Origin of the sequence: Burkholderia savannae, from assembly GCF_001524445.2 — a bacterium.
In the GTDB taxonomy this organism is placed as follows: domain Bacteria; phylum Pseudomonadota; class Gammaproteobacteria; order Burkholderiales; family Burkholderiaceae; genus Burkholderia; species Burkholderia savannae.
This window is the reverse complement of sequence record NZ_CP013418.1, coordinates 1,927,266-1,952,782: the sequence shown is the minus strand read 5'-3', so window position 1 is coordinate 1,952,782 and position 25,517 is coordinate 1,927,266. Positions and strand designations below refer to the sequence as shown.

21 protein-coding genes and 2 pseudogenes are annotated in these 25,517 nt (G+C 68.7%); 8 read left to right on the top strand and 15 right to left on the bottom strand.

Translation table 11 applies throughout. The annotated features are described in order from the left end of the window. Window positions 1–8: 8 nt before the first annotated feature. Genes WS78_RS29730 through WS78_RS29715 form a run of 4 tightly spaced genes read right to left on the bottom strand, consistent with a single transcriptional unit; the run spans window position 9 to window position 4,807 of the window. A complete protein-coding gene (locus WS78_RS29730) occupies window positions 9–2,411 on the bottom strand; it encodes an acyl-CoA reductase (RefSeq protein WP_059575623.1) in 2,403 nt (800 codons plus the stop codon). Between the two features lies 1 nt (window position 2,412). Beyond that, on the bottom strand, window positions 2,413–3,543 hold the full coding sequence (locus tag WS78_RS29725) for a LuxE/PaaK family acyltransferase (protein WP_059575621.1): 1,131 nt from the start codon (window positions 3,541–3,543) through the stop codon (window positions 2,413–2,415). Next, window positions 3,540–4,442 (bottom strand): hypothetical protein, encoded by a 903-nt coding sequence (locus tag WS78_RS29720; RefSeq protein WP_156437391.1) that lies wholly within the window; start codon window positions 4,440–4,442, stop codon window positions 3,540–3,542. Before WS78_RS29720 ends, WS78_RS29725 begins: the two co-directional genes overlap by 4 nt. Next, window positions 4,385–4,807, bottom strand: coding sequence for a hypothetical protein (locus tag WS78_RS29715; protein ID WP_156437390.1), 423 nt, complete (start codon window positions 4,805–4,807; stop codon window positions 4,385–4,387). Before WS78_RS29715 ends, WS78_RS29720 begins: the two co-directional genes overlap by 58 nt. A 473-nt stretch (window positions 4,808–5,280) precedes the next feature. Between WS78_RS29715 and WS78_RS29710 the strand changes: the two are divergent. Next, a pseudogene (locus WS78_RS29710) lies at window positions 5,281–5,606 on the top strand (amidohydrolase); the annotation flags it as partial. A gap of 157 nt (window positions 5,607–5,763) precedes the next feature. Beyond that, window positions 5,764–5,868, top strand: a pseudogene (locus WS78_RS36565) (extracellular solute-binding protein); the annotation flags it as partial. 467 nt (window positions 5,869–6,335) lie between these two features. On the opposite strand, the gene WS78_RS29705 reads toward WS78_RS36565, so the two are convergent. Continuing rightward, on the bottom strand, window positions 6,336–7,295 hold the full coding sequence (locus tag WS78_RS29705) for a LysR family transcriptional regulator (RefSeq protein ID WP_038755148.1): 960 nt from the start codon (window positions 7,293–7,295) through the stop codon (window positions 6,336–6,338). A gap of 158 nt (window positions 7,296–7,453) precedes the next feature. On the opposite strand from WS78_RS29705, the gene WS78_RS29700 reads away from it, so the two are divergent. From WS78_RS29700 to WS78_RS29680, 5 genes are all read left to right on the top strand, one after another. Continuing rightward, the gene (locus WS78_RS29700) at window positions 7,454–8,962 is read left to right on the top strand and encodes a M81 family metallopeptidase (protein WP_038755277.1); all 1,509 of its coding nucleotides are present in this window, start codon (window positions 7,454–7,456) and stop codon (window positions 8,960–8,962) included. Between the two features lie 280 nt (window positions 8,963–9,242). After that, the gene (locus tag WS78_RS29695; RefSeq protein ID WP_038755150.1) at window positions 9,243–10,340 is read left to right on the top strand and encodes an alpha/beta fold hydrolase; all 1,098 of its coding nucleotides are present in this window, start codon (window positions 9,243–9,245) and stop codon (window positions 10,338–10,340) included. Window positions 10,341–10,357: 17 nt separating this feature from the next. Then, entirely contained in the window at window positions 10,358–10,876 is a 519-nt protein-coding gene (locus WS78_RS29690; RefSeq protein WP_038755152.1) for a cytochrome P460 family protein, read from the top strand. A gap of 263 nt (window positions 10,877–11,139) precedes the next feature. After that, the gene (locus tag WS78_RS29685) at window positions 11,140–13,218 is read left to right on the top strand and encodes a carbon starvation CstA family protein (RefSeq protein ID WP_038755154.1); all 2,079 of its coding nucleotides are present in this window, start codon (window positions 11,140–11,142) and stop codon (window positions 13,216–13,218) included. A 12-nt stretch (window positions 13,219–13,230) separates the two neighbouring features. Then, entirely contained in the window at window positions 13,231–13,437 is a 207-nt protein-coding gene (locus tag WS78_RS29680) for a YbdD/YjiX family protein (RefSeq protein WP_059575614.1), read from the top strand. A 189-nt stretch (window positions 13,438–13,626) separates the two neighbouring features. Here WS78_RS29680 and WS78_RS29675 read toward each other — a convergent pair whose 3' ends face one another. The 9 genes from WS78_RS29675 to WS78_RS29635 all read right to left on the bottom strand — a co-directional run bounded on the left by WS78_RS29675 (window position 13,627) and on the right by WS78_RS29635 (window position 23,681). Beyond that, window positions 13,627–14,052 (bottom strand): transcriptional regulator, encoded by a 426-nt coding sequence (locus WS78_RS29675; RefSeq protein WP_038755160.1) that lies wholly within the window; start codon window positions 14,050–14,052, stop codon window positions 13,627–13,629. A 344-nt stretch (window positions 14,053–14,396) separates the two neighbouring features. Beyond that, window positions 14,397–15,755 (bottom strand): aspartate aminotransferase family protein, encoded by a 1,359-nt coding sequence (locus WS78_RS29670; RefSeq protein ID WP_059575612.1) that lies wholly within the window; start codon window positions 15,753–15,755, stop codon window positions 14,397–14,399. A 499-nt stretch (window positions 15,756–16,254) separates the two neighbouring features. Further along, a complete protein-coding gene (locus WS78_RS29665; protein WP_038755278.1) occupies window positions 16,255–16,692 on the bottom strand; it encodes a hypothetical protein in 438 nt (145 codons plus the stop codon). Between the two features lie 126 nt (window positions 16,693–16,818). Next, window positions 16,819–18,297, bottom strand: a complete 1,479-nt coding sequence (locus WS78_RS29660) for an efflux transporter outer membrane subunit (RefSeq protein ID WP_059575610.1) — start codon at window positions 18,295–18,297, stop codon at window positions 16,819–16,821. Window positions 18,298–18,306: 9 nt separating this feature from the next. Next, window positions 18,307–19,221, bottom strand: a complete 915-nt coding sequence (locus WS78_RS29655) for an efflux RND transporter periplasmic adaptor subunit (protein WP_038755169.1) — start codon at window positions 19,219–19,221, stop codon at window positions 18,307–18,309. A 16-nt stretch (window positions 19,222–19,237) separates the two neighbouring features. Continuing rightward, window positions 19,238–19,432, bottom strand: coding sequence for a DUF1656 domain-containing protein (locus tag WS78_RS29650; protein WP_038755172.1), 195 nt, complete (start codon window positions 19,430–19,432; stop codon window positions 19,238–19,240). Beyond that, window positions 19,422–21,548: an FUSC family protein gene (locus WS78_RS29645; RefSeq protein ID WP_059575609.1), complete on the bottom strand. Its 2,127-nt coding sequence runs from the start codon at window positions 21,546–21,548 to the stop codon at window positions 19,422–19,424. The genes WS78_RS29650 and WS78_RS29645 overlap by 11 nt, the downstream gene beginning before the upstream one ends. Window positions 21,549–21,659: 111 nt before the next feature. Beyond that, window positions 21,660–22,583 carry a LysR family transcriptional regulator gene (locus WS78_RS29640; RefSeq protein ID WP_038755178.1) on the bottom strand — a complete coding sequence of 308 codons (924 nt, stop codon included), beginning with the start codon at window positions 22,581–22,583 and terminating at the stop codon, window positions 21,660–21,662. 744 nt (window positions 22,584–23,327) lie between these two features. Then, a complete protein-coding gene (locus WS78_RS29635) occupies window positions 23,328–23,681 on the bottom strand; it encodes a DOPA 4,5-dioxygenase family protein (protein ID WP_038755181.1) in 354 nt (117 codons plus the stop codon). A 322-nt stretch (window positions 23,682–24,003) separates the two neighbouring features. Here WS78_RS29635 and WS78_RS38070 point away from each other — a divergent pair, with 322 nt between their 5' ends. Further along, window positions 24,004–24,126 carry a hypothetical protein gene (locus tag WS78_RS38070; RefSeq protein WP_257789124.1) on the top strand — a complete coding sequence of 41 codons (123 nt, stop codon included), beginning with the start codon at window positions 24,004–24,006 and terminating at the stop codon, window positions 24,124–24,126. Between the two features lie 221 nt (window positions 24,127–24,347). Here WS78_RS38070 and hpnH read toward each other — a convergent pair whose 3' ends face one another. Further along, on the bottom strand, window positions 24,348–25,508 hold the full coding sequence (hpnH, locus tag WS78_RS29630; RefSeq protein ID WP_059575607.1) for an adenosyl-hopene transferase HpnH: 1,161 nt from the start codon (window positions 25,506–25,508) through the stop codon (window positions 24,348–24,350). Window positions 25,509–25,517: the final 9 nt, after the last annotated feature.

The following is a 25,517-nucleotide window of genomic DNA, read 5'->3' as shown; positions in this document are numbered from 1 at the left end:
ACGGAAGTTCAGCCGCGCAGATCCATGACGAACGGCGTCTTGCCGCTGTGTGGATGGCGCTGGAACGCGGCGGCCGCAACGGCGCTCACCTCGAGGCGCAGCAGCCCGCCGCTCACGACCTGGTTCAGCATGGCGTCGTCCAGCACGCGTGCGCGGATCGAGGCCGGATCACCGTCGACGAGCAGCCGGATGCGGTCGCGCCCACCGTCATCACGATCGATCAGCCACTGCATCGGCTGGCCGATGGGCCGGCTCAGTTGCTCCGGATCGACGAAGATCGTGCCGACCCGCAACAGCGCGCCATGGCGGCCGGCGAGCCGGAAGCGCGGCGTCTCCAGCCCGCATGGGCAGACCCCCGGTAACCACCGGCCCAGGTCGCCCAGGTCGTAGCGCAGCACCCGCTGGGCTTCGCGGTGGCGCGACGTGAACACCAGCCGGCCGGTCTCGCCCGGCGCGGCAGGGACGTCGCGCGCAGGCTCCAGCACTTCCAGCCATTGCGTGTCCGCCAGCAGGTGGAACTCGCCGTCGGCGCAGCTCGCACACGCATGGCCGAGCGGACCGGCGTCCACCGAGCCGTAGATCGCCGAGCGAATCAGCTCGACGCCGAAGCTCGCCAGATACGTGCGTTGCCCGGCGTTGACATGCTCGCCGCCGCAGAACACCTTGCGCACCCCGCCGTAGCGGCGCAGCGCGTCGCTTTCGCGTTCGAACAGCCGGTGCACGGTGCCCGGCATGCCGATCAGCGTGTCGATGCGCTGTTCGACGATCAGCCGGGCGATCTCGCTGAAATCATCGTCGACGGGGCCGCCCATCGGATACTGCGGCACCCCGAGCGCTTCGAGGATCGTGAAGAAGCTGAGCATGCCGCCGTACAGATTGCCGCCGTAGAGGAGATTCATCACCCGATCGGTGGCGGGGTCCAGTCCGGCGGCGAACAGGCCGTCGGCCGCGGCGCGCATCTGGCGGTGGTAGTCGCGATAGCTGAAGCGGGCCAGCTTGGGCGTGCCGCTGCTGCCGCCGCTCCGGAAGTAGAGTTGCGCCCGCGCGTGATCGGGCTGGTGTTGGAACGCGGCCTTGTCCATCACCGGCGACGCGTGCAGGCCTTCCGGCATGGCAGGCGGTGCGTCCAGGTGGGCGTGGCCGGGCAGCGTGGCGGGGTCGAGGCTCACCGACACGCGGCGCGACAGGCGTTGCAGCGCATAGGCGCCGTCGTGCGGCTCGCCGGCATAACCGTCGTGCATGCGACCGACGGGCGTGATGCGGCTCACGCCCGCCGCGAGCAGCAGCCGGCTCAGCTCGGGCACGCGGGCGGCGGCGACCAGTCCGCAACTTTGCAGACGAGTGCGCCACGGGCGCAGGATGCCGGCCAGTCTCGCACGCGGGGCCGGGCGCAGCTCGACGGTGCGGAACAGCGGCGATGGCGTCAATTCCTCGCGCAAGGTCCACGCGATCCGCCAACCGTCGCCGTCGATGACCTCGCCCGGCGCGTCGGCGAACGCCTGGTCCAGCCGATGGAAGGCCATGCGGGTGCTGATCTCCGCTGCCTCCTGCCGATCCGCGCGCAGCGCGGGCCAATGGGGCGCCCGGCGTCGCAGCGCGGCGGCGAGCCGGCGCGCAAGCGTGTCGAGCGTCGCCGGATCGTCGCTGTCCACCAGCACGGCCTGCGGACTGGAGCAGGCCTGCTGGTCGTGGCGGCACACGTCGTCGGCGAGCGCGTCGAGTTGCGCGTCGCTGAGGGCGTCCGGAGCCAGGTAGGCGAAGCTGATCCGGTGCCCCCAGTCGATCCAGCGGCAACCGGGCGGCAATTGCGCGCGCAGGGCCGCGAGCGCCGTGGCGCCGCCCCACGCGGACACGCCGTCGGCGCAGGCCAGCAACGCACCGAGTCGCGCGCTCGGCACCGGCAGCACGGCGATGTGCGCGGCGAGCCGGCCGCTCGCGTCGTGTCGCAGCAGTTCGGCGAGCAGGCGCGCGCTCAGGTCGTCGGTGCGGCTGCTCGGGCGCAGCCAGTTGATGTTGCCCGCCAGCAGACCTTCCAGCACGGCCATGAAGGGCAGCAGTGCGGCGTTGGCGGGCGTCACGTGCAGCACCACGCCGAGTGGCCGCCATGCTTCGAAGCGTGGCTCGCGGTAATCCGGACGACGCAGCGAGCCGGGCTGCTCGCCCAATTCCCGCGAGAGCTTGGCTTGCAGTGCCGGGCGCCGGCAGAACGCGGCCAGTTCGGCGCGCGCGGCGGTGTCCGGCAGCGCCGACGGCGCGCCTTCCTGCAGCGCCTCGGCGAAACGTTCGGCGCAGGCGAGCACGGTCTCGCTGTCGAGCGGATCGGCGAGCGTGTCGGCGAGCCGTTCGCGCAGCAGCGCGAGCGCCGTGTCGAGGTCGTGGTCGGCGTGCAGCACGCCGTGAAGCAGGTACATGTCAACGCTCCTTGATCAGTTCGGATGCCGCCATCGCGCAGCTCCGGTTCTTGCTGGTGCCGGCGCGGCCCAGCAGGTCGAACCAGTCGGTGGGCGCGCCGCAGCCGCAGCGCTCGGCCGGCCACAACACGGCCAGGTCGCTCAACAGCAGGCTGTGCGCCGGGCTGGAGGAAATGAAGGGCGACGCCAGGTGGAGAAAGCCCGGCGCACCATAGGGCAGCCGGGCCAGCGTGGCGGTGTCGCGGGCCCACGCGCGCGCCCAGCTCGGCACGTGAAAGCGATGGCGGGCACACTCGACGTAGGGCACCGGATGCTCGACCGAGCCATAACCGTCGCGACAGCGCGAATCCGGCACGCCGAGCTGTTCGCCCAGGCGGCGATACAGCTCGGGCTTTGGAATCGCGGCATCCGCATGGGTTTTCCAGCCGCCGCCGAGAAACACCAGCGAGTCGGGATGCAGCGTCAGCGGCGGGACGCCCATGTCGCCCATGCGCCGAAGCGTGAACCACAGGAACGCGGGAAAACCGAAGATGCGCACCGGCAGGCCTTCGTCGGCGAAACGCTGCAGCGCGCGGATCGCGCCAAACGGGTCGAACTCATGACCCGTGCCGGTATGGCGAAGCACATGGACCGCGTGATTGACCGGCGCGTACTTGCACAGGAACTGGTCGGTATAGGCCGTGCCGAGCGTGATCGCGCCGCGGGGTTCGTAGCTGAGCAGCAGGTAGTTGCAAGGTTGATCCGGCGTATGCCAGCCGTAATGCTCGAAGACCCGGTCCACCATCCGCTGGGCGGCGCCCATGCTGCGCGCGTCGTAGCGCATGCGGCTCTTCTGGCCGGTGGTGCCGGACGAGGTCAGCTCGAGTGCGTCCTGGCCGGTTTCGCTGAGCAGCAGATTGCGCTTGAAGTAGTTGGCGAAGATCGGCGGCAATGCCGACCAATCGGACAGTGCGCCCAGGTCCGCGGGCGGACAGCCGTTCCGCTCCAGCCAGCGGCGGTAGCCGGGGCTTGCGTCGCAGTGGTAAGCGACCAGTTCGCGCATCGCGGCGTCGAACAGGCGGTCGCAGGCGTCGTCGGCGCGGTATGGGTGTTCGAGCGCGCAGAGCGCGTCCACATGGGGCAGCGTAGTCATGAGAGGGGGAGCGGGGAAGGTGGAAATCGGGCGACGGTGGGAGCAGGGCGCGCTTGGCGCAGCACGCGCCAGAGCAGCGGCGCGGCCAGCAGCGAGACCAGCAGCGAGACCAGGCTGACGCTGATGCCGAAGCGGGTCGGCGAATCCCCGGCGCGGACCCACGCGAGGGCTGCGCCGCCGGCCGCCGGCATCGCGACGGACGGCATGCCGAGCGGCGCGGCGACGCTGCCCGTGGCCTCGTCGGTACTGTATAGCGTCAGCCGATAAGGCGTCGCGTTACCCAGGCCCACGCCGAATGGGTGGACGGAGAGGCCGGCACGCAGCAGTGGCAGCGTGGGTGACAGCGGCACGACGGCGCCCAGCAGTAGCAAGCCAGCGGTAGCCGGGTACAGCGCGATGCGCAGCAAGCGGGACACGTCGGGCCGGACGGTGAGCCGGTTCAATGCCAGGTTGCCGGCGATCACGGCGCCGAACACGGAAAGCTGCCAGAGTCCGTAGGCCAGCCCGCCGTACCCCGGATCGCGGATCAACCGCGGCGGCAGGCCGATCGACACGATCGGCGGCAGCGGCAACAGGCCGAGCGTGAGGCTGCCGTACACGGGGTCTCGATGACGTGGCTGCGTCGCGTAGTGGGCAAGCACCGCCCACGCGCGCGGCGGCCGGGGCGGCGGCGCGGCGCGCGCCGTTTCCGGCATACAGCGCCACAGGCCCAGTGTGACCAGCGCGCCAACGGCGCCGATCGCGACGAACAGCTCGCGCCACGACAGTGCCCGCAGCAGCAGCGTGCCGGCCAACGGTCCGGCGAGTGGCGACTGGAGCGCGATATCGGCGAACAGCGCCATCAGCCGTACCGCGTCGCGCTCGGCAAAGGTCTCTTGCAGCGCCGGGTAGCTGACCACGACGAAAAGGTGCCCTTGACGAAGCGCCGCAGGTTGAAGCCGCCGATATGCCGGCTGGCGACCGCGGCCAGGCAGGCGGCTGCGAACACTAGAGTGCCGGTGAGCAGCAACGGCCAGCAGCCGATGCGGTCCGACAGCGGCCCCCGCGGCCATTGGAACGCGATGTCGCCGAACAGGAAGGCATGGAGTGCGACAGGCGCGTGGTGCCGCGCGGCGGACAAGTCGTGGGTGACCTGCAACATCGTGGGCATCACCATATCGCTGGCGAGATGGGCGAGCAGTTCGAAGGTGGTCAGCGCAAGACAGAACAGCACGTCTTGACGGCGGGAAATTTCCAGCAACGGGCGAAATACGGATTCAGACATGGATGATGAATGCGTGATATATGCGGAAAATCAATGGAAATGAATTTTCCAAAGAAATATTGATTTATTTGATTTTAGAATTTCAGAAACTTATTGAACTGAAAAACAATCGTGCAATGAATTTTGAATGAGTCAATTGTCTCGTCATCAGATGCGGCGATGCCGCCTCAACAGTCTCAGGGAAGTCGATCCAGAAAGATTGACGAGGTCGTTGCCGGCAAAAGACGACGGCAGAACGATTCCGGCCACCCGTGCCACGCAGCCTGCGTCAACAATCTATATCAATAGAAATCGGACTAACTCGAAAGATGGATTCCGAAGAATGGCCATTCAAAATCAATTTGAATGGAATTTCTTGGCGCCAGATAATAGTCTAGATGAAATGGAAATGCAGCGATGTGTTTCGTCGGCGCTACAGTGAGAAAAATCAATTGACCGATCGGAATCGAAAAGAAAGTCAGCGAAATCGAAGAGGGGGGAGGTGTCGACGGCGGTCGCAATCCGCGCTTTTCCGGCGGCGTCATAGAGTGGCAGCACGACACATGCATAAAGACGCGGCGTTCGGTCTGCGCAACTGGCCGGGCACTTCGCGGTGCGGCCGGGGCTGCTGAAGGCGTCGACGAGCCTGTTCCGGATCGACGTGCGCGGCGCCGGCCGCCATGGCGCGATACCGCATCTCGGCTGCGATCTGGTGTTCGCGGTCGTGCAGATCCTGACCGCGCTGCAAGGAATCGTCACACGCAACAAGAATCCGCTCGACGCGGCGGTGTTGTCGGTCACGCAGATTCACGGCGATGAACGGAATCAACGATCAGTGTTTCAGCGCCGCCCATGGGGCGGGCTTCACGATGGCGAATCGGCCGGGCGACCGGCCCGTGCCGATTTGCTCGCACAGGCGATGCTCAAGCAGCAAGGGCAACGCTGCGTCGCTTGCATCATCATGGTCGACACGCCGTGGGTACGACGTCGTGATCGCCGGCGACTATTACGTCCCCGTGCTGGTAAGGTCCGGTCTGCTGTTCAGGCTCGATAAGAACAGGTTGCCGAACATGGCAGACATTCCTATCGTGCGGACCGGAGCCGTCCGCCCGCAACCGCCCGCAACCGCTCGGCCGGTGCGTCTCGCGAATTTCGAGCCGCCATCGGAGTTGCCCGATTTCGAGCGGAGGCGTTTGCGACAAGCCGGGCCAAGCCGCATCGCGGCCCCGATGAGCCACCCGCGACGGTTGCGAGTTCGCCATTCGATGCACCGGTGATACTCGTCACGGTCATGCGCGCGATGGCGTTGTTTGTGCGAACGCGATACGTTCGCGGCGAATACGAGGTTCTTGCTGACGCGCCAATGTCGCAGGATTGCCGATGGCGCTCCGTGGCTCGCGACGCAAGGCCGGCAGCGACGCCTGAGGGCCGCCAAGGAAAACCATGGATCTCCGCGGCTCCTCGTGTGGCCCGTGAATCCCATTGCAATCGACGCGTTCGCCCATGTCAGCCACCGTGACAAAACGAAGCAAGCACTGAATGCAAGCATTCAATGCTTGCCGTGTCGACTCTTTCGTTTTTCGCCGCCGCCGGCAGCCGGCCCCGAAAACACCGCCAACCGAGTCTCGATCCATTTGAGCAATTCGAGCGGACCGGGCGCGAGCGGCCGTCCCGACTTGACGAGCACCCGCGCATGCGTCCCCTCGAATAGCGGATGCGCGATCGGCACCGTCGTCAGCTCGCCGTTCGCAATCTCCCGATAGGCGGCGAACTCGCCGATCAGCGTGATGAAGTTCTCCGCGGTGACGATGCGCTTCAAGGCCGTCAGCGAATTCGTCGTCAACGTCGGCCGGATCGCGACGTTCTCGGCCAGCTCCAGCATCTTCACCACGTGACCGATGCCGAACGTCGGCGGCATCAGTGCGAGCGGGTACGCGCGAAGATCGTCGATGGCCGCCGGCCGCTTGCGCCGCGCGAGCGGGTGATCGCGCCGCAGCAACAGCACGACCGGCTGCGGCGAGCTCGCGCGATACGCGATCTGCGGATGGGGCGGCGGATTGTACGCGAGCCCGATGTGCGCGCGGCTTTGCGCGACCTCTTCGAGAATCGAATCGACCGCCAGCATGTCCACGCCGATCGCGAGCTTCGGGTATGTCGCGCAGAACGGCGCCAGCACGTCGTCGACGAGCGTGTCGACGAATCCTTCGCTGACGACGATCCGGATGTGCCCTTGCTGCAGGCCCTTCAGCGCGTGAAGCTGGTCTTCGAGCTTTTCCTGTTGCGACCGGTAGCCCCGCCAGAACTCGAGCAGATGCGCGGCGGCCTCAGTCGGCCGCACGCCGCGCGCCTGCCGCTCGAACAGCGCGGTGCCGAGCTCTTCCTCGAGCAGCCTGATCTGCCGCGTGATGACGGACGGCGACGTGTTGATGTGCTCCGCTGCGCCGCGAATGGTGCCGTGCGTCAGCACTTCATGAAAGTACCGAAGGCGCTGGAGGTTGATGTCTCGCATCGAGGGCTCCCGTGTCGATCTGTCGTTGCTCACGAGTCAACGATATGTGAACTTAGTTGCTCTTGCTAGTAGCGCCATGCGCTGCCAACATGAACGCCATGCAGCGATCGTCCGGCGAAGGCACGCACGAGATGCCGTCCTCCACACGGAAAGGCGAAATGAACATTCTGATTGCAGGCTTCCAGCACGAGACCAATACGTTCGCGCCGACGCGGGCGTCGTATCAGAGCTTCGTTCGCGGCGAAGGCTTTCCGCCGCTGGCGCGCGGCGCGGACGTGCTGTCGCTGCGCGACGTCAACGTGCCGGTCGGCGGCTTCATCCGGGCCGCTCAGGCGAACGGGCACGCGCTGCTGCCCGTGATCTGGGCGGGCGCGTGCCCGTCCGCGCACGTCACGGCCGACGCGTTCGAGCGGATCGGCGGCGAGATCGTCGCCGCGGTCGAGGCGGGCGGGTTCGACGCGATCTATCTCGACCTGCACGGCGCGATGGTCACCGAGCAGCACGACGACGGCGAAGGCGAGATCCTCGCGCGCGTGCGGCGGATCGTCGGCAGCCGGATGCCGATCGTCGCGTCGCTCGATCTGCACGCGAACGTCACCGCGCGGATGGCCGCGCACGCGAGCGCGCTCGTCGCGTATCGCACCTATCCTCACGTCGACATGGCGGCAACCGGCGAGCGCGCCGCGCAGGTGCTCGAGCGAATCGTGTCCGAACGCCGGCCGCTGCATTGCGCGATGCGCCGGCTGCCGTTCCTGATCCCGATCAACGGCATGTGCACGCACGCGGAGCCCGCGGGCGGCGCGTATCGATTGCTCGCGCAACTCGAACGGGACGGCGTCGTATCGATGTCGTTCGCTCCGGGTTTTCCGGCCGCCGATTTTCCGGAATGCGGGCCCACGGTGTGGGCGCACGCGTTCGATGGCGACGCGGCCGAGCGTGCGGTCGACGTGCTGTGCGCGAAACTCGTCGACGACGAAACGCGCTGGGGCGTGCCGTTCCTGACGCCCGACGCCGCCGTGGCCGAAGCGATTCGCCTGAGCCGCGGCGCGACGAAACCCGTCGTCATCGCCGACACGCAGGACAACCCCGGCGCGGGCGGCGACGCCGACACGATGGGCATGGTGCGGGCGCTGCTTCGCCGCGCGGCGACGGACGCGGCGGTGGGCGTGATCTGGGACCCCGACGCCGCGGCCGCCGCGCACCGCGCGGGCGTCGGCGCGCGCATCGGCCTGAGCCTCGGCGGCCGCTCGGGCGTGCGCGGCGATGCGCCGCTCGCGGCCGATTTCGAGGTCGAGCATCTGTCCGACGGGTGTTTTCGTTTCGACGGCCCGATGTTCAACGGCGCGCGCGGCGATCTCGGCGCGGTGGCCTGCCTGCGCATCGAAGGCGTCAGGATCGCGGTGAGCACGAACAAGATGCAGACCTTCGAGCGCAACCAGTTCCGTGTCGCGGGCATCGAGCCCGAGCGGATGCGGATCGTCGTGAACAAGAGCTCGGTTCATTTTCGTGCGGACTTCGAAGCGATCGCCGAGGCGATCCTCGTCGCGAAAGCGCCGGGGCCGATGGCCGCCGATCCCGCGGATCTCGCGTGGGCGCGCCTCGATCCGGACATTCGCCTCCGGCCGAACGGGCAGACCTTCGGGGCGTTTCGCGCGGCGATGCGTTAGTTCGTTTCCGTTTCCATTCGATTGCACGTCACCGGTGCGCGCGACGTCCGCCTGCCGGCCCGGCTCGCGCCCGCCGTTCCGCGAATGCGGGCGCGGCCCGCGTGTCCGGTGACGCCGATGGTTCGCAGTCCGTCGATTCGATGCATTGCTTCGTTCCGGGAGGCCGGGCGATGCCGCGCAATGCCGATCGATCGCCTGTTCATGCGGCGCGCCATGCGCCGCGCATTTCGCCGCCGCATGCGATGCGGCGTTTTCCGGCAACCTTGAAGGAGGACTGATCATGTCCAATGCGATAAACGTCCGGCGCCGCCGGCTGATGGGAACCGCGCTCGCGGGCGTCGGCGTGATGAACCTCGGTCTCGACGGGCTCGCCCGCGCGCAGTCCGCGCCGCGCTCGGCGGGCGCGAGCGGCGCAACGGGCGATTCAAGCACCCCGAACGTCCCGAACGTCCCGAACGCCCCGAACGCCGCGAACGCCGCGACGTTCGACACGATCCATCAGATCGACGCCGGCCCGCTCAACGTCGGCTACGCGCAAGCCGGGCCGAAGGACGGTCCGGCCGTCATCCTGCTGCACGGATGGCCGTACGACATCCACAGCTTCGCCGACGTGGCGCCGCTCGTCGCATCGGCCGGCTATCGCGTCGTGGTGCCGTACCTGCGCGGCTACGGCTCGACGCGCTTGCTGTCGGACGACACGCCGCGCAACGGCCAGCAGGCGGTCATCGCCGCCGACATCGTCGCGCTGATGGACGCACTGAAGATCGATCAGGCCGTGCTCGGCGGCTTCGACTGGGGCGCGCGCACGGCGGCCATCGTCGCGGCTTTGTGGCCCGAGCGCTGCAAGGCGCTCGTGTCGGTGAGCGGCTATCTGATCGGCGGCCAGGAGGCGAACCGCAAGCCGCTGCCGCCGAAGGCCGAGCTCGCGTGGTGGTATCAGTTCTATTTCGCAACCGAGCGCGGCGCGGCCGGCTATGCGGCGAACCGCGACGATTTCAACCGGCTGATCTGGCAGCTCGCGTCGCCGAAGTGGCGTTTCGACGACGCGACGTACGAACGCTCGGCGCAATCGTTCCGGAATCCTGATCACGCGGCGATCGTCATCCACAACTATCGATGGCGTCTGGGGCTCGCGCAGGGCGAGCGTCGATTCGACGCGCTCGAGGCGCGTCTCGCGGCCGCGCCTGCGATCACGGTGCCGACGATCACGCTCGAAGGCGACGCCAACGGCGCGCCGCATCCCGAGCCCGCCGCTTACGCGAAGAAGTTCGTCGGCAAGTATCTGCATCGCGACGTCGCGGGCGGCGTCGGGCACAACCTGCCGCAGGAGGCGCCGAAGGCGTTCGCCGACGCGATCCTGCAAGTCGCGCATCTGTGACGCGAGGAGGATAGTCGATGTCGAAGCGAAGTTTTCGAATGGCCCGCGCGCTCGCCGCAGGCGCGTTTCTGCTGTTCGCGGTGCGGGGCGGCGGCGCGTTCGCGGACGCATCGAAGCCGGCCGCGTCGCCGATCTACGGTGTGACGCTTCCCGAAGGCTATCGGAAGTGGGAGATGATCGCGCCGGCCGAAGAGGCGGCGCCGCTCGACGAACTGCGCGTGGTGCTCGGCAATCCCGCCGCCGTGAAGGCGATCGAGCATGCGACGTTGCCGTTTCCGGACGGCGCGATGCTCGTGAAGCTCGCGTACAAGCGCAAGCCGTCCGCCGAGTTCGAATCCGCGACCGTGCCGGGCCAGGCGACGACGGTGCAGGTGATGGTCAAGGATTCGCGCCGGTATGCGTCGACGGGAGGCTGGGGCTTCGGCCGTTTCGTCAACGGCGCACCGGCCGACGAAGCGCAGCATCGGACCTGCTTCGCGTGCCATCAGGCCCGCGTGAAGGATCGCGATTTCGTCTTTACGCGTTTTGCACCGTAGTGTCGCGCCGCAGCGCGCCGGCGAGGCGGCGGTTTCCTTTGTCGCCGTTCGGTTTTATATTCCGAGGAATCGAACGGCGCTCACCCCCTCGCAAACCCCTACGCAATGCTACGTAGATGCCGTACGTAGTCATGCGCTTGTTAGGTTTGCATCGAAGGCGAACAATATGGCCCCATCGCTACGTCCCGACGGAGCGTGACGCTTGCCGTCGTTGCGCGCGGCTCCCCGCCGCGCATATTTCGAAAAAATAGACAGGAGACGCCATGAATCGGGCTTCCGGTTATTTGCTCTGGATCGCCGTCGCGCTGCTCGGCGCGTTCGCGTTCGGCACGATCGCGCTCGCGCACGGCGAGCGGGTCAGCGCGCTATGGATCGTGATCGCCGCCGTTTGCGTGTATTTGATCGCGTATCGCTTTTACAGCCGCTTCATCGCGAGCAAGGTCGTCCAGCTCGACGGCCTGCGGATGACCCCCGCCGTCAAGTTCAACGATGGCCTCGACTACGTGCCGACCAACAAATACGTGCTGTTCGGCCACCATTTCGCCGCGATCGCGGGCGCGGGCCCGCTCGTCGGCCCCGTGCTCGCCGCGCAGATGGGCTACACGCCCGGCATGCTGTGGATTCTCGCGGGCGTCGTGTTCGCGGGCGCGGTGCAGGATTTCATCGTGCTGTTCATCTCGACGCGCCGCGACGGCCGCTCGCTCGGCGATCTCGTCAAGATGGAGCTCGGCGCGGTGCCCGGCGTGATCGCGCTGTTCGGCGCGTTCCTGATCATGGTGATCATTCTCGCGGTGCTCGCCCTCATCGTCGTGAAGGCGCTGACGAATTCGCCGTGGGGCACGTTCACCGTCGCCGCGACGATTCCGATCGCGCTCTTCATGGGCGTCTACACGCGCTACATCCGGCCGGGCCGCATCGGCGAAGTGTCGATCATCGGTTTCGTGCTGCTGATGGCGTCGATCGCGTACGGCCAGCACGTGCACGATTCGCCGACGCTCGCCGCGTGGTTCACGTTCAGCGGCACGCAGCTCACGTGGATTCTGATCGGCTACGGCTTCGTCGCGTCGGTGCTGCCGGTGTGGCTGCTGCTCGCGCCGCGCGACTATCTGTCGACGTTCCTGAAGATCGGCACGATCGTCGGCCTCGCGATCGGCATCCTGATCGTCGCGCCGGAGCTGAAGATGCCGGCGCTCACGAAGTTCGTCGACGGCACGGGCCCGGTCTGGTCGGGCAACCTGTTCCCGTTCCTGTTCATCACGATCGCGTGCGGCGCGGTGTCGGGCTTCCACTCGCTGATCGCGTCGGGCACGACGCCGAAGCTGCTCGACAACGAAACCAACGCGCGCTTCATCGGCTACGGCGCGATGCTGATGGAATCGTTCGTCGCGATCATGGCGCTCGTCGCCGCGTGCGTGATCGAGCCGGGCGTGTACTTCGCGATGAACGCGCCCGCGGCCGTGCTCGGCACGACGCCGGAGGCGGTTGCGCAGACCGTCACGCAATGGGGCTTCATGCTGACGCCCGACATGCTGACCGAAACGGCGAAGGCCGTCGGCGAGACGACGATCATCGCGCGCGCCGGCGGCGCGCCGACGCTCGCGGTCGGCATGGCGCAGATCCTGCACCAGGTGATCGGCGGCCAGGCGATGATGGCGTTCTGGTATCACTTCGCGATCCTGTTCGAGGCGCTCTTCATCCTGACCGCGGTCGACGCGGGCACGCGCGCGGGCCGCTTCATGCTGCAGGACCTGCTCGGCACGTTCCATCCGGCCTTGAAGCGCACCGAATCGCTGCCGGCGAACCTGATCGCGACCGCGCTGTGCGTGGCCGCGTGGGGCTACTTCCTGTATCAGGGCGTGGTCGATCCGCTCGGCGGCATCAACACGCTGTGGCCGCTTTTCGGCATTTCGAACCAGATGCTCGCCGCGATCGCGCTCGTGCTCGGCACCGTCGTGCTGTTCAAGATGAAGCGCGAGCGTTACGCGTGGGTGACGATCGTGCCGACCGCGTGGCTGCTGATTTGCACGCTGACGGCCGGCTGGCAGAAGGTGTTCGATTCGAACCCGAAGGTCAGCTTCCTCGCGCACGCGGCGAAACTGCAAGCGGCGGCGGCCGACGGCAAGGTGCTCGCGCCCGCGAAGACGCTTGCGCAAATGCAGCGGATCATCTTCAACGACTACGTCGACGCGGCGCTCGCGGCGCTGTTCATCCTCGTCGTCGTGAGCATCGCGGCGTACGGCGTGATCGCGGTCGCGCGCGCGCGCCGTGCCGCGCAGCCGACATCGCGCGAGACGCCGTACGAGCCGATGCCGGCCGCGCAGGCGCTCGGCAGCGGGCGCTGACGGGAGGCCGCGATGTTCTCCGATCTCGGCGGCGAATTGCGCACCGCGGGCCGTTATCTGGGGCAGGCGCTGCGATTGATGGTCGGCCTGCCCGACTACGAAGGCTACGTCGCGCACATGCGCGCGACGCATCCCGATCGTCCGGTGATGACGTACGAGGAGTTTTTCCGCGAACGGCAGAATGTGCGATACGGTTCGGGAGCGGGGAAATGCTGCTGACGGCGTAGTCCGCGGGCGGCGGCGGTTTCGCGATGCGCTTGTCGCGATCGCGCAAAAGCGTCACGGTGCGAGCCGTGGCGCTTTTTTCATGGGCGGATGCGGCGGGACGACGCGTTGGATCGAAGCGGCGAACGGCCAGGCGGATGGATGGACGATGGCCCGATGAGTATCCGCCGACATCTGCGCCGCTCAGCGCCGCTTCGACGGATCGCCGCAGAAATGCTCGATCAATTCCTGCATCAGATAGCGATGATGCGGCGAGAGCGCCTCGATCTTCGATGCCAGCTCGATGGTCTCCGCCGTCGGCGCGTATTTTTCGTCGCGTCGCGCCGGCTCGTGCGTCCTGCCGCCGGGCGCGCCGGGCGGCGGGCCGTAATGGAGCCAATGCAGATCGACGCGCAGCCAATCGGCGAGCGTGCGCAACTTGTCGGGCGTCGGGATCGTGCGGCCCGTCAGCCATTTGTGTGCGGTTTGCGGAGAAATCGGGTGTTCGCCGCGATGCCGCAGATTGAAGTGCAGCGCAAGGGCGGTCGCGCCGGAGATTTTCTCCGGGCTGCGCTGCAGGGCGAATTTGAGGCGTTCTGCGAACGCCGCTTTTTCTTCGAGCGTCGGCATGGCCGCATTGTGCGGCTGCACATCATCGAAGCGGACAACCAATCAGGCTATTAATAGCCTATATGAGATATATTTGGCTTGGCGTTGAAAGGTTGAGAAGATTTATTTTGGCTGCTTTATTCGCCGCCCAATCTGACATTGAATTCCGCATTGTGTCGCGACGAGTATCCAGTTGTCAGGTTTTAATTAACTCGCGTGAGATAATGTGTCTGGCATCCGGTTACTCGTGCGAACTGGCGCGCTATTCGGCATCCTCCGTGTTCCCGTCGCCGACAAGCGTTCCCGCGGCACGCATGCACGCACGCACGCTCGCATCGCTCTTCATGGCGTCCGCGCGACGTCGCTCAGACCATCTCCCCGATGCATGCATCGAATGCCGCGACCAGCCGATCGACGTCTTCCGCGCCCGTTTCCGGACACACGAGCATCATGTTGTGGAACGGCGTGATCAGCACGCCGCGGTTCAGCAGATACAGATGCACGATGTGCTCGAGCTCGCCGTCGAGCTGCATTCCGGCGATCGCGCCGTTGCGCGGCGGCGTCGGCGCGAACTGGAATTCGGTGCGCGCGCCGATCCGCGTCACGCACCACGGCAGCCCGCGCCGCGCGATCGCCTGTTCGAGGCCGGCCGCGAGCCGTGCGGCGAGGTCGAACATGTGCGCGTACGCGGCGTCCGTCATCACGTCGGCGAGCGTCGCGCGGATCGCGCGCATCGCCAGCATGTTCGCGGTCAGCGTCGTGCCGATGCCGGAATGACCGGGCGGCGCGCTCGCTTTCGCGTGCTGCGCGCGCTCGGCGAACGACGCACTGAAGCCGTACACCGCGCACGGCACGCCGCCGCCGATCGGCTTGCCGACGACGAGCAGATCCGGCTCGAGCCCATGCGCGACCGCGTAGCCGCCGGGGCCGCTGCTGATCGTATGGGTTTCGTCGATCGCGAGCAGCGTGCCGTGGCGGCGCGTCAGCGCGCGCGCTTCGCGCCAGAAGCCGGGGTCGGGCAGCACCATGCCGATGTTGGTCAGCGCCGGCTCGGCGAGCACGCACGCGACGTCGCCGCTCTCCAGCGCGGCTTTGAGCGCGGCGAGATCGTTGAATTCGACGACGCGCGTGTACGCGAGCAGATCGTGCGCCTGGCCGAGCAGGCTGTCGCGCTGCGCCGGCTTGCCGTCGACGAGATCGACGAACACGTCGTCGACGGTGCCGTGATAGCAGCCGTTGAACACGACGATGTGCTTGCGGCCCGTTGCCGCGCGCGCCCAGCGCAGCGCGAAGCGGTTCGCGTCGCTCGCGCTCAGCGCGAACTGCCAGTACGGCAGCCGGAAGCGGCGCGCGAGCTCCGCGCCGACCCACGCGGCGTCCTCGCTCGGCAGCATCGTCGTGTAGCCGCGCGTTGCCTGCTCGGCGAGCGCGCGCGCGACGGGCTCGGGCGCGTGGCCGAACATCGCGCCCGTGTCGCCGAGGCAGAAGTCGGCGTAGCGATGGCCGTCGACGTCGGTGAAATGCGCGCCGCGCGCGTGATCGACGTGCAGCGAGAAGGGCGTCGACCAGTCGCGCATCCAGTGCAGCGGCACGCCGAACAGCAGGTGCTGCGCCGCTTCGGCGCAGCGCGCGCGCGATGTCGGCATGGCTCGTTCGAAGGCGTCGCGTTCGCGTGCGAGGAGCGCGCGGGCGCGCGTCAGATTGACTCCGTGGCGAATTTCCAAGTGGGCTCCTTTGCGGAATGAAACGGAATCGCGGAACGTCGGCGAAAGCTTCGCATATTCATTCGAGTTGGTCGATCCGCGGGAGCCGGGCGGGCGTCGGCGCGCGCCCGGCGCGACAGGCGATGGTCGAGCCGGCGCGCGGGGACGGGCGGGGGACGGCGAAACGCGCCGCGAGATGTCGGAAGCGTCGCGCAAGGCGATGGGCGAACGGGCGTTGTCGGTCGCAGTGCGTCGCGGACGATCGACGGGCACCGGCGCTCGGCGCATTGACCGCCGTTGCGGGCGTCGAGACCGGAGCGGCGAGCGCGCCGAAAGACACCTATGCCGGGCGGCGAGTGTCGTCGTCGTCGGCGGCGCGGCGTCGAAACCGACCACGTCGCATCGGCATGCCGCCGCAGCGACGCCGCCGGCATGCGCCGTCCGCGCATCGCCGGCGCACGTTCGCGCCGGCGCCGACGGCCGAGCGTGGCGACTTCGGCCCGGATCGCCGCCTTGCGCATCAGGTCCGCCGCGCGTGCGTTTCGACGCCGGTTGCGCCGCTCGCTGCCGTGAGCCGCGCGGCGAGCGCCGTCGCCTCGCCGAGCGACGCGACCGCCTCGTGCGGAATCCCGAACGCCTTGACGGCCATCCGGCCTTGCTCGGCGACGGCCGCGCGCCGCTCGGGATCGGGCTCGACGCTGATGAGCGCCCTGCACACCGCGCCGAGCGCCGTCCTGTTCCGCTTGAGCCACATCGCGCGATGCTTGCGGTCGTCGTGGCTCTCGCCGGCTTCGAGCGAGACGTACACGACGACGAACGGCGCGCCGCCGCGCATCAGCGCGTCGATTTCCTTCTCCCATTGCGTCGCGTAGCCGGGCGTCGCGGCGCTTTCGCGGAATACGCACATCGGAAACCGGCTCACGTCGTGCACGACGAAATCCTGCGGATCGAGATTCATGGCAATGCTCCCGGAATGGATGACGAAAAAAAAATCCGAAGACGAAGACGATGGCAAAGGCAAAGGCAAAGGCAAAGGCGAACGCCACGACGAGGCGCGAAGCGAAGCGGCGCAGCGCGGCGGCCGTCAAGGCCCGCGCGCGTCCGGCGGGCCGTCGGCTTGCGCGACCGGCGCATCGCGCCGCCAGCCTGCGCCGAGCGCCTTGTACAGCGCGATCACGCCCTGCACATGCGCGAGGCGGCTCAGCGCGAGCGCGTCGCGCGCGCGGTACGTCGCGCGCTGCGCGGTCAGCACCGACAGGTAATCGCTCAGTCCGCCGCGATACAGGCGCATTGCGCGCGACTGCGCGTCCTGGCTGCTGTCGGCCGCCGCGACGAGCGCCTTCTGCCGGTCGCGCTCGGCGCGGATCGCGGTCAGCGCGTCCTCGACCTCGCGGAACGCGACGCGCACGCGCTGCGCATGCGCGATGCGCGCCGCCTCGGCGGCGGCCTGCGCGGCGCTGACGCCCGCTTTCGCGCGGCCGCCGTCGTAGAGCGTTTGCGTGCCTTCGAGCGCAATGGACCACGCGACGCTCGCGCTCGCGAACAAGTCCTGCACGAGGCTCGCGGTCGAGCCGACGCTCAGCGGAATCGCGAAGCGCGGCAATTGCGCGGCGCGCGCGACGCCGATCTGCGCGGTGGCGGCCGCGAAGCGCCGCTCGGCGGCGCGGATGTCGGGCCGCTCGCGGATCACGTCGGCCGGCAGCGCGACGGGCAACTGCGGCGCGACGGGCAGCGTCGCGCCGGGCGCGGCGAGCGCGTCGCGCAGCTCGCCGGGAAAGCCGCCCGTCAGCACGCCGATCGCGTGCGCGAGCCGCGCGACGCTCGCCTGCAGCGGCGGCAGCGCGGCCTGCGCGAGCTCGAGCTCGGCGCGCGCCTGCGCGACCTCGAACGATGTGCCGAGACCGCGCCGCTGCGCGCGCTCGGTCAGCCGCAGCGTCGCGTCGAGGCTCGCGACGTTGTCCGCCGCGAGCCGCAGCCGGGCCTGGCTCGCGCGCAGTTCCGCGTAATCGGACGCGAGCTCGGCGACGAGGCTCACGAGAATCGCGCGGCGGTCTTCGTCGATCGCCTCGACTTGCGCATCCGCGGATTCGATCGCGCGCCGCGTGCCGCCGAAGACGTCGAGCTCCCACGACGCGTCGAAACCGAGCCGATACGTTCGCGATTGGCCGATGCCCGGCGGCCAGTCGAGCGCGCGCGACGAACGCAGCGCGTCGGCCGTGCCGCCCGCGGAGACGGCCGGGCCGAGCCGGCTCGCGATCCGGTCGCGCTCGGCGCGCGCCTGCAACAGCCGCTGGCGCGCGATCGCGAGGTCCTGATTGCCGCCGATCGCCTGCGCGATCAGCTTGTCGAGCAGCGGATCGCGGAACGCGCGCCACCAGTCCTGCGATTGCGCGGGATCGGCCGGCGCGGCGTCGCCGCCGCGCGCCGTCCAGTCGGACGGATGCGCGGGCCGCGGCGGACGATAGTCGGGGCCGACCGCCGTGCACGCGGCAAGCGCGATCGCGCAGGCGCCGGCCGTGAGCGCGGCGGCGCATCGTGGCGGACGGAAAGAAATGGATCGCATCGCCGCCGCCTACATCAACGTGTGCAGCCACGACGCGAGCCGGCCGCGCGGCGTCGAGCGGCGGCCGGCCTCGCCGATCTCGACGCTGCAGGTCATGCCGGCCGCGAGCAGCACGCCCGCCGGCACGCGATCGAGCTCGATGCGCACCGGAATCCGCTGCGCGAGCCGCACCCAGCTGAACATCGGATTGACGCTCGGCAGTCCGAGTTCGTCGAGGCCGCCGTTCTCGTCGGCGATGCCGCGGCCGATGCTTGCCACACGGCCACTCAGCAGCGGATCGAAACCCATCAGCTTGATCCGCGCGGGCGCGCCCGTTGCGATGCGGCGCAGCTTCGTTTCCTCGAAATAGCCAGTGATCCAGAAGCTGTGCGCGTCGAGCACCGAGATGCCGGGCTTGCCCGCGACCGCGTAGTCGCCGCGACGCAAGCGCAGCTGCGTGACGTAGCCGTCGACCGGCGAGCGCAGCGTCGCGCGCTCGAGATCGAGCTCCGCGACTTCGAGCGCGGCGAGCGCCTTGCGGTATTCGGCCTGCGCGATCGACACCGCGCGGCCCGAGCGCTGGATGTCCTCTTGCGGCACGAGATCGTCGAGGCCGGTGCGGCGGCGCGCCTCGTCGCGTTTCTGCCGCATCGCCTCGGCGCTCGCGGCGACTTGCGCCTGCGCCTGCTCGAGCGCGAGCGCGAAGCGCCGCGGATCGATCCGGTACAGCACGTCGCCTTTCGATACGCGCTGGTTGTCGGCGACAGCGACGCCGATCACGGTTCCGGACACTTCCGGCGCGATTCGCACGACGTGCGCGCTCACGCGGCCGTCGCGGGTCCAGGGGGCGAGCACGTACGCGTGCCAGAGGGCGGCGACGAGCGCGATCGCGAGGCCGATCGCGACGAGCGTCGCCACGGAGCGGGTCAGGGGTTTGAGCGACATGGTGCGATGTGGCGAACTAGAGAAAGAGGATCAGCGCGGCGACGAGCACGAGCGAAACCGCGAACTCGAACAGCGCCGGGTGCCACACGCGGCGCAGCAGCCCGGCGCGCGCGAGCGCGGCGCGCACGGCCAGGTAGAGCGGCACGGTCGCGCATGCATAGACGAAGAACGGCGGCAGGTAGACGCCGGCCACGGCGAATTCACTGAGCACGGCGGGACCTCGGCGGAACGGGGGTGAAGTACGCGGCGTGCGTGTGCAGCAGCGTGTGCACGTCGGCGAACGCGGCCATCAGCCGCTTCAGCTCGACGTCGTGGCCGGGATGCGCGGCGGCGAGCCGGGCGATCGCACGGGCGGCGCGGCGCGCGTGCAGCGCCGCGCGCGCGGGCTCGGCGGCGCGGCGCGCGAGCCGCGCGAGGCCGGTGCGTGCGCAGTCGAGCGCGGGCGCGGGCAGATCGCCGCGCGCGACGAAGCGCCGGATGCGCAGCAATTCCTTGCCGACGTGCAGCGCGGCGAGCCCTTCGACGCTCGCCTGCGTCATCGCGGCCGGCCGGCTTTTCAGCAGCGCGGCGAGCTGCGCGATGCGGTGTTGCTGCCGCTGCGGCCACTGGGCCGCCGCCGGCCGCCTGTGGCGAGAAGCGAGGAGCCCGAGCGTATCGTCGCGGATCGTGCGGCGTAGCCGCGCGATGTCGGCGGCGAGGTTGCGCGGCAGGATCAGCTGGAACGCGAGCAGCGTGACGAACGTCGCGAGCACCCACGCGACCGATTGATTGAGGAACAGGCCGAGGTCGGGGCGAAACGGATTGGTCGCCGCGTTCAGCGTGTTGAACGCGACGAGATACGCGAGGCCCGCGAGCGCGGTCTTCGGCGTGCTCGTCGCATAGATGCCCGGCAGCCAGAACAGCGCGAGCGTCGCGACGAGGAGCGGAAAGCCCTCGATGCGCGGCAGCACGCCGAATGCGCAGACGAACGCGGCCGGCACCGCGGCGACCGTGCCCTTGATGAATGCCTTCGCGCCTGCTGCGGGATCGCCGGCCGTGGCGAGCAGCGCGCAATACGGCGCGACGACGAGCAGCATCATGTCGCCCTGATCCCAGCCGGTCGCGAACCATATCGCGCCCGTGATCACGATCGCGCACATCGAGCGCGCGCCGTTGCGCACGGCCGAGCGCGCGTCGCGATGAAAGCGCACGGGCGCGGGCTTGCCCTGCGGCCTTGGCCGCTGCAACTCGGCAAGGCCGCGCAGCGCGGCGAGATAGTCGTCGATCTGCTCGATCAGGCGCTCGCCCGCGATCAGCAGCGTCGCCTCGTCGCGCGGGTCGGCGAACGCGATCCCGGCGAGCGCGTTCCGCAAGCGCGTGCGCGCGTCGCCGAGCAGCGCGGCCGCGTGCGCGGCGCCGTCGGGACCGTCGTCGAGCGCGTCGGCGGCGGCCCGCCACGCCGCCTCGAGCCGCGGTTGCAGGCGCGCGATCGCGCGTGCGCCCGGACTGTCCGCGGGCAGCGGCGGCGTGCCGCCCGCGAGCGCGCCGAACAGCGACGCCATCCCGTGCCGCACGGCCATCGCGCGCTGCGCGAGGTCCTCCGATTCGGCCTTGCCGAGCGCGAGCAGATCGTCGATTCCGTAGATGTCGGCCAGCAGCGCGAGCCGCGTGTCGTCGCCGGGCGCGGCCGCGATGCCGCCGCGCTGCGCGGCGATCGCGCGCGCGACCGCCGCGGCGAGCCGCGTCACCAGCGCTTCGAGCTTGCCGCGAACGTCGCGGGCGCTGAACAGCATCGACACGAGGCTCAGGCACAGCACGCCGATCACGACGGTCGAGCCGCGGCCGATCACGCGTTCGAAGGTGAGCTCGGGGCGCAGCATCGCGCCGTATGTCGCGAGGCCGATCGTGTAGCCGGCGACCACCGTGCCCGACGCGCGAAAGTGCCGCAGCATCGTCATGCCGGCGACGCACAGGCCGAGCCAAAAGCCGAAGCCTAGAATGAAGAGCAGCGGCTGCTGCGCGAAGCAGCCCATCAGCACGAACGCGACGAGCATCCCGGCGATCGTGCCGGCGACGCGCCACACGCCCTTGCCGATCACCGCGCCCTGCACGGGATTGATCACGAGCAGCACCGTCGACGCGGCGGAATACGGCGTCTCGAGCGCCAGCAGATACGCGACGCCGAGCGCGAGCGCGGCCGCGGCGATCGAGCGCGCGACATACGCGCCGCGCGGCGTGAACAGATCGAATTCGAATCGCTCGAGGCGCGCGAGCAGCGCCGCCGTCGCTCGGCTCGGTCGTCCGCGCGCCGCCGAGACGGCGGCCGTCTGATCTGCTGCGTCACGCACTGATCGCGCTCCGTGATGAATGACGGAGGCAGTCTACGGGCGTCGCTCGCGTTCAGAAAAGTGAAGTCTTTGCAATCGGCGCATGCGTGAGACGCACGCGTCGCGCGCGCGTCACGCGTGCGCCGGCTGCAACGCGGTCGGGCCCGTGCACAGCCCGCGCACGACGCGGCGCAGCCATTGATGCGCGGGGTCGCTCTGGAAGCGCGGATGCCACGCCTGCGTGATCAGCACGGTCTCGAGCGGCACCGGCAGCTCGAACGCGCGCACGTCGAGCCCCGCCTTCACTGCGCCGCACGCGAGATGCTCGGGCAGCGGCAGAATCAGATCCGACGCGTGCAGCGCGAATACCGCCGCGTACGGCGTCGGCACGACGAGCGCGACGCGGCGCTTCAGCCCGCGCTCAGCGAGCGCGGCGTCGATCGGCCCGGACGACTTGCCGCGCCGCGACACGCCGATGTGCGGCCAGCGCGCGAAGCGCTCGGGCGTGATGTCGTCGCCGAAGATCGGATGATCGCTGCGCGCGAGCCCGACGAACGTCGTCGTGAAGAGCGGCTGCACGCGGATCTCGGGCCCGAGGCGGCGCGACGCGCTGATGAACAGGTCGATGCGGCCGCTGCGCAGCGCGTCGTCGTCGACGTCGTCCTCCTCGGGCGTGAAGCGCAGCATCGCGCGCGGCATGCCGCGCTCCATCTCCTCGAGCAGCCGGCCGCTGTGCATGCCGACGAAGATGTCGTTCGCGCGCACGTTGAACTGCTTGTCGAGCGTGCGCAAATCGATTTCGGCGCTCGGCGCGAGCAGTTGCGACGCGCGCTCGATGGTCTCGCGCACGACGCCGCGCAGCGCGAGCGCGCGCGGCGTGGGCACCATCCTGCGCCCGGCCTGGACGAAAATCGGATCGCCGACGGTTTCGCGGATGCGCGCGAGCGTGCGGCTCATCGCGGGCGGGCTGAGATTCATGCGGCGCGCGGCGCCGACGACGCTGCCTTCTTCGAGCAGTGCGTCGAGCGCAATCAGCAGATTCAGATCGGGGGCCATCGGCTTCTCCGTGTCGTGGCGTGCATGCCACGCAATGGTAGTGCGAGAGTCGATCGTCCGGCGTTACCGCGGCGCACGCATCGATTGCGCGGCGCGCAACGCTCGATGAACGTATCGGCGGCTTCGTTCGCCGGTTCGGGCATGCGACGGCGCGCGAACTGCGTCGCCGCTCAATCCGTTGCGATGTCGGTCTCGCGGCGAGATATTCGCGCAGATCCGCGCGTATTCGGCTGCATGGGCGATCGGTGTCGCCGCACGGCGCTCGCACGCGCGATCCGGATGACGGGCCGTCGACGTGGGTGCGGCGTGACGTTCGACGGAACTTCTTCGATTGCGACGCGGGCCGAGCTCGATATGACGCGATCGAATGCGGAGCGGGCGAAAGTGCTTCGGCCCGGCGCGACTCGGTCTGACGTGCGCCGGTTTGAGGCTGACGCGACTCGGTCTGACGTGGCCCGGCCCGGCTCGGTACGGCACGGCGTGACGTGGCGTGGCGTGGCGTGGCACGGCTCGGCACGACGCGACGCGACGTGACTCGGCCCGCGTGGCCTGGCTCGACCCGACCCGACCCGGTCCGACATGTTCCTGCTCGACGCGACCCAACCCGGCTCGACGTGCGCCGGTCGAGCGTTCGCCGGTCGAGCGTGACCCGGTCGAACCCGACGCTATCCGGCCCGATTCGCCGCTTTCGCGACGTGGCCGACTTCGCGGCGCGATACGCCGATGCGGCGCGCGTCGCGTCGTTTAGCCGCTCAACGCATCGAGATTCAACGCATATGAATGGCCGATCCAGACCGCGGCGTCGCGATGATCGCGCAGCTCGTCGCCCGTGTTCGGATGAAGGAACACGTCGAGCGCGCCGTGGTGCAGCACGAGCCACGGCACGACTTCGGCGAATTGCGCCGGCTCGAACGCGATCTGATACGACCACGTCGGATGCGGCCCGACGAGTCGCTCGTGAAAACGGCCGAGCTGCACGGTCGCGCCGAAGCGTCGTTCGACGATCGCGCGAAACGCCCACGCGGCGTCGCGGCTCGATGCGTCGAAATATACGTGGGCATGCCAGCCGATGATGTCGGCGACGTCGGAAGATGTCATGGCGGTTCTCGGAATGTCTGCGCGTGCGCGGCGGCGTCGTGCGCCCGTGCGCATCGTTGTCGGTGGCGGCGCGTCGTTGGCGCCGGCTCAACGCGCATCGTAACGCGGCGCGAGCAAGCGTGCTTGCGGGTTAGCGGCGCAAGTGGCGCACGCGGCGCAAGTGGCGCAAGTGGTGTGTGTGGCGCCGGCTCGGCTCGGCGGCCGTCGCATGCGACATCGATCGGTTGCGCAAGCGGACGTGACGAAAAAGTGCGACAAAGACGCGTGAAGCGGGGAATTTCGCTGAACGTGCGCCAGGATTTCCATGTCGAGGCGTTCGACGATGCGAAATCGCATCGGCATCGATATCGGTACCGATGCCGCCACGGCCACCGCCACCGCCACCGCCACGGCCACGGCCACCGCCACCGCCACCGCCACCGCCACCGGCCTGACACCGGCCTGACACCGCTCATTCATCCCAAAACATCGTCCGTCGCGCGCCGACCGACGTATCGCAACCGACGCACGGCGCGCCGAAAAAATGCATCGCGGCGAACTGCGCAAAGGCGCGGCCGGACCCCGGCGACACGCGCGCCAAAACAAAAGGCGCCCCGAATGTCATTCGGGGCGCCTCGGCCGTCGACGGCGGGCGCGCAATCTCGCGCGTCGCCGGCGATCGTCGGGTCAGGCCGTCGCGGCCGGCTTCGGCGACTTTTGCAGCTTGCCCTTGCCCGCGCGCTGGATCTCTTCGAGCTTGATCTCGACGTGGCGGGAGAACACGTACTCGGCCGGACGCTGCTTGTCGATCGGAATGTCCGGCGCGAACGGGCCGTCGGTCTTGATGCCCTTCTGGCTCACGCGCAGCGCCTTCAGCGGATGCGCGATCGTGTCCATCACGGCGGTCGCCTCGAAGCCGCAGTGGACCATGCAGTCCGCGCACTTCTCGTAGTTGCCGACGCCGTAGTTGTCCCAGTCGGTCGTCTCCATCAGTTCCTTGAACGACTTCACGTAGCCTTCGCCGACCAGGTAGCACGGCTTCTGCCAGCCGAACACCGTGCGCGCCGGGTTGCCCCACGGCGTGCACTTGTAGGTCTGGTTGCCGGCGAGGAAATCGAGGAACAGCGACGACTGGCTGAACGACCAGCGCTTGCCGCCTTCGCCGCGCTTCAGAATTTCGCGGAACAGGTTCTTCGTCTTGTCGCGGTTCAGGAAGTGCTGCTGATCCGGCGCGCGTTCGTACGCGTAGCCCGGCGACACCGTGATGCCGTCGACGCCGATCGGCTTGAGCGTATCGAAGAACTTCGCGACGCGCTCGGGGATCGCATCGTTGAACAGCGTGCAGTTGATGTTCACGCGGAAGCCGCGGCGCTTCGCTTCCTTGATCGCCGCGACGGCCTTGTCGTACACGCCGTCCTGCGACACGGAATGGTCGTGCATGTCCTTGTCGCCGTCGAGGTGAACCGACCAGACGAAATACGGGCTCGGCTGGTAGTCGTCCATCTTCTTTTCCATCAGCAGCGCGTTCGTGCACAGATAGACGAACTTCTTGCGCTTCATGATGCCCCGGACGATTTCCGGCATTTCCTTGTGGAGCAGCGGCTCGCCGCCCGCGATCGACACGACGGGCGCGCCGCATTCGTCGACGGCCTGCAGGCATTCCTCGATGGACAGGCGCTGGTTCAGGATCGGATCGGGGTAATCGATCTTGCCGCAGCCGTTGCACGCGAGGTTGCAGCGGAAGAGGGGCTCGAGCATCAGCGCGAGCGGATAGCGTTTGTTGCCGGACAGGTGTTGGCGCACGATGTACGCGCCGACGCGGGCTTGCTGGAGCAGCGGAATAGACAAGAGATGTCC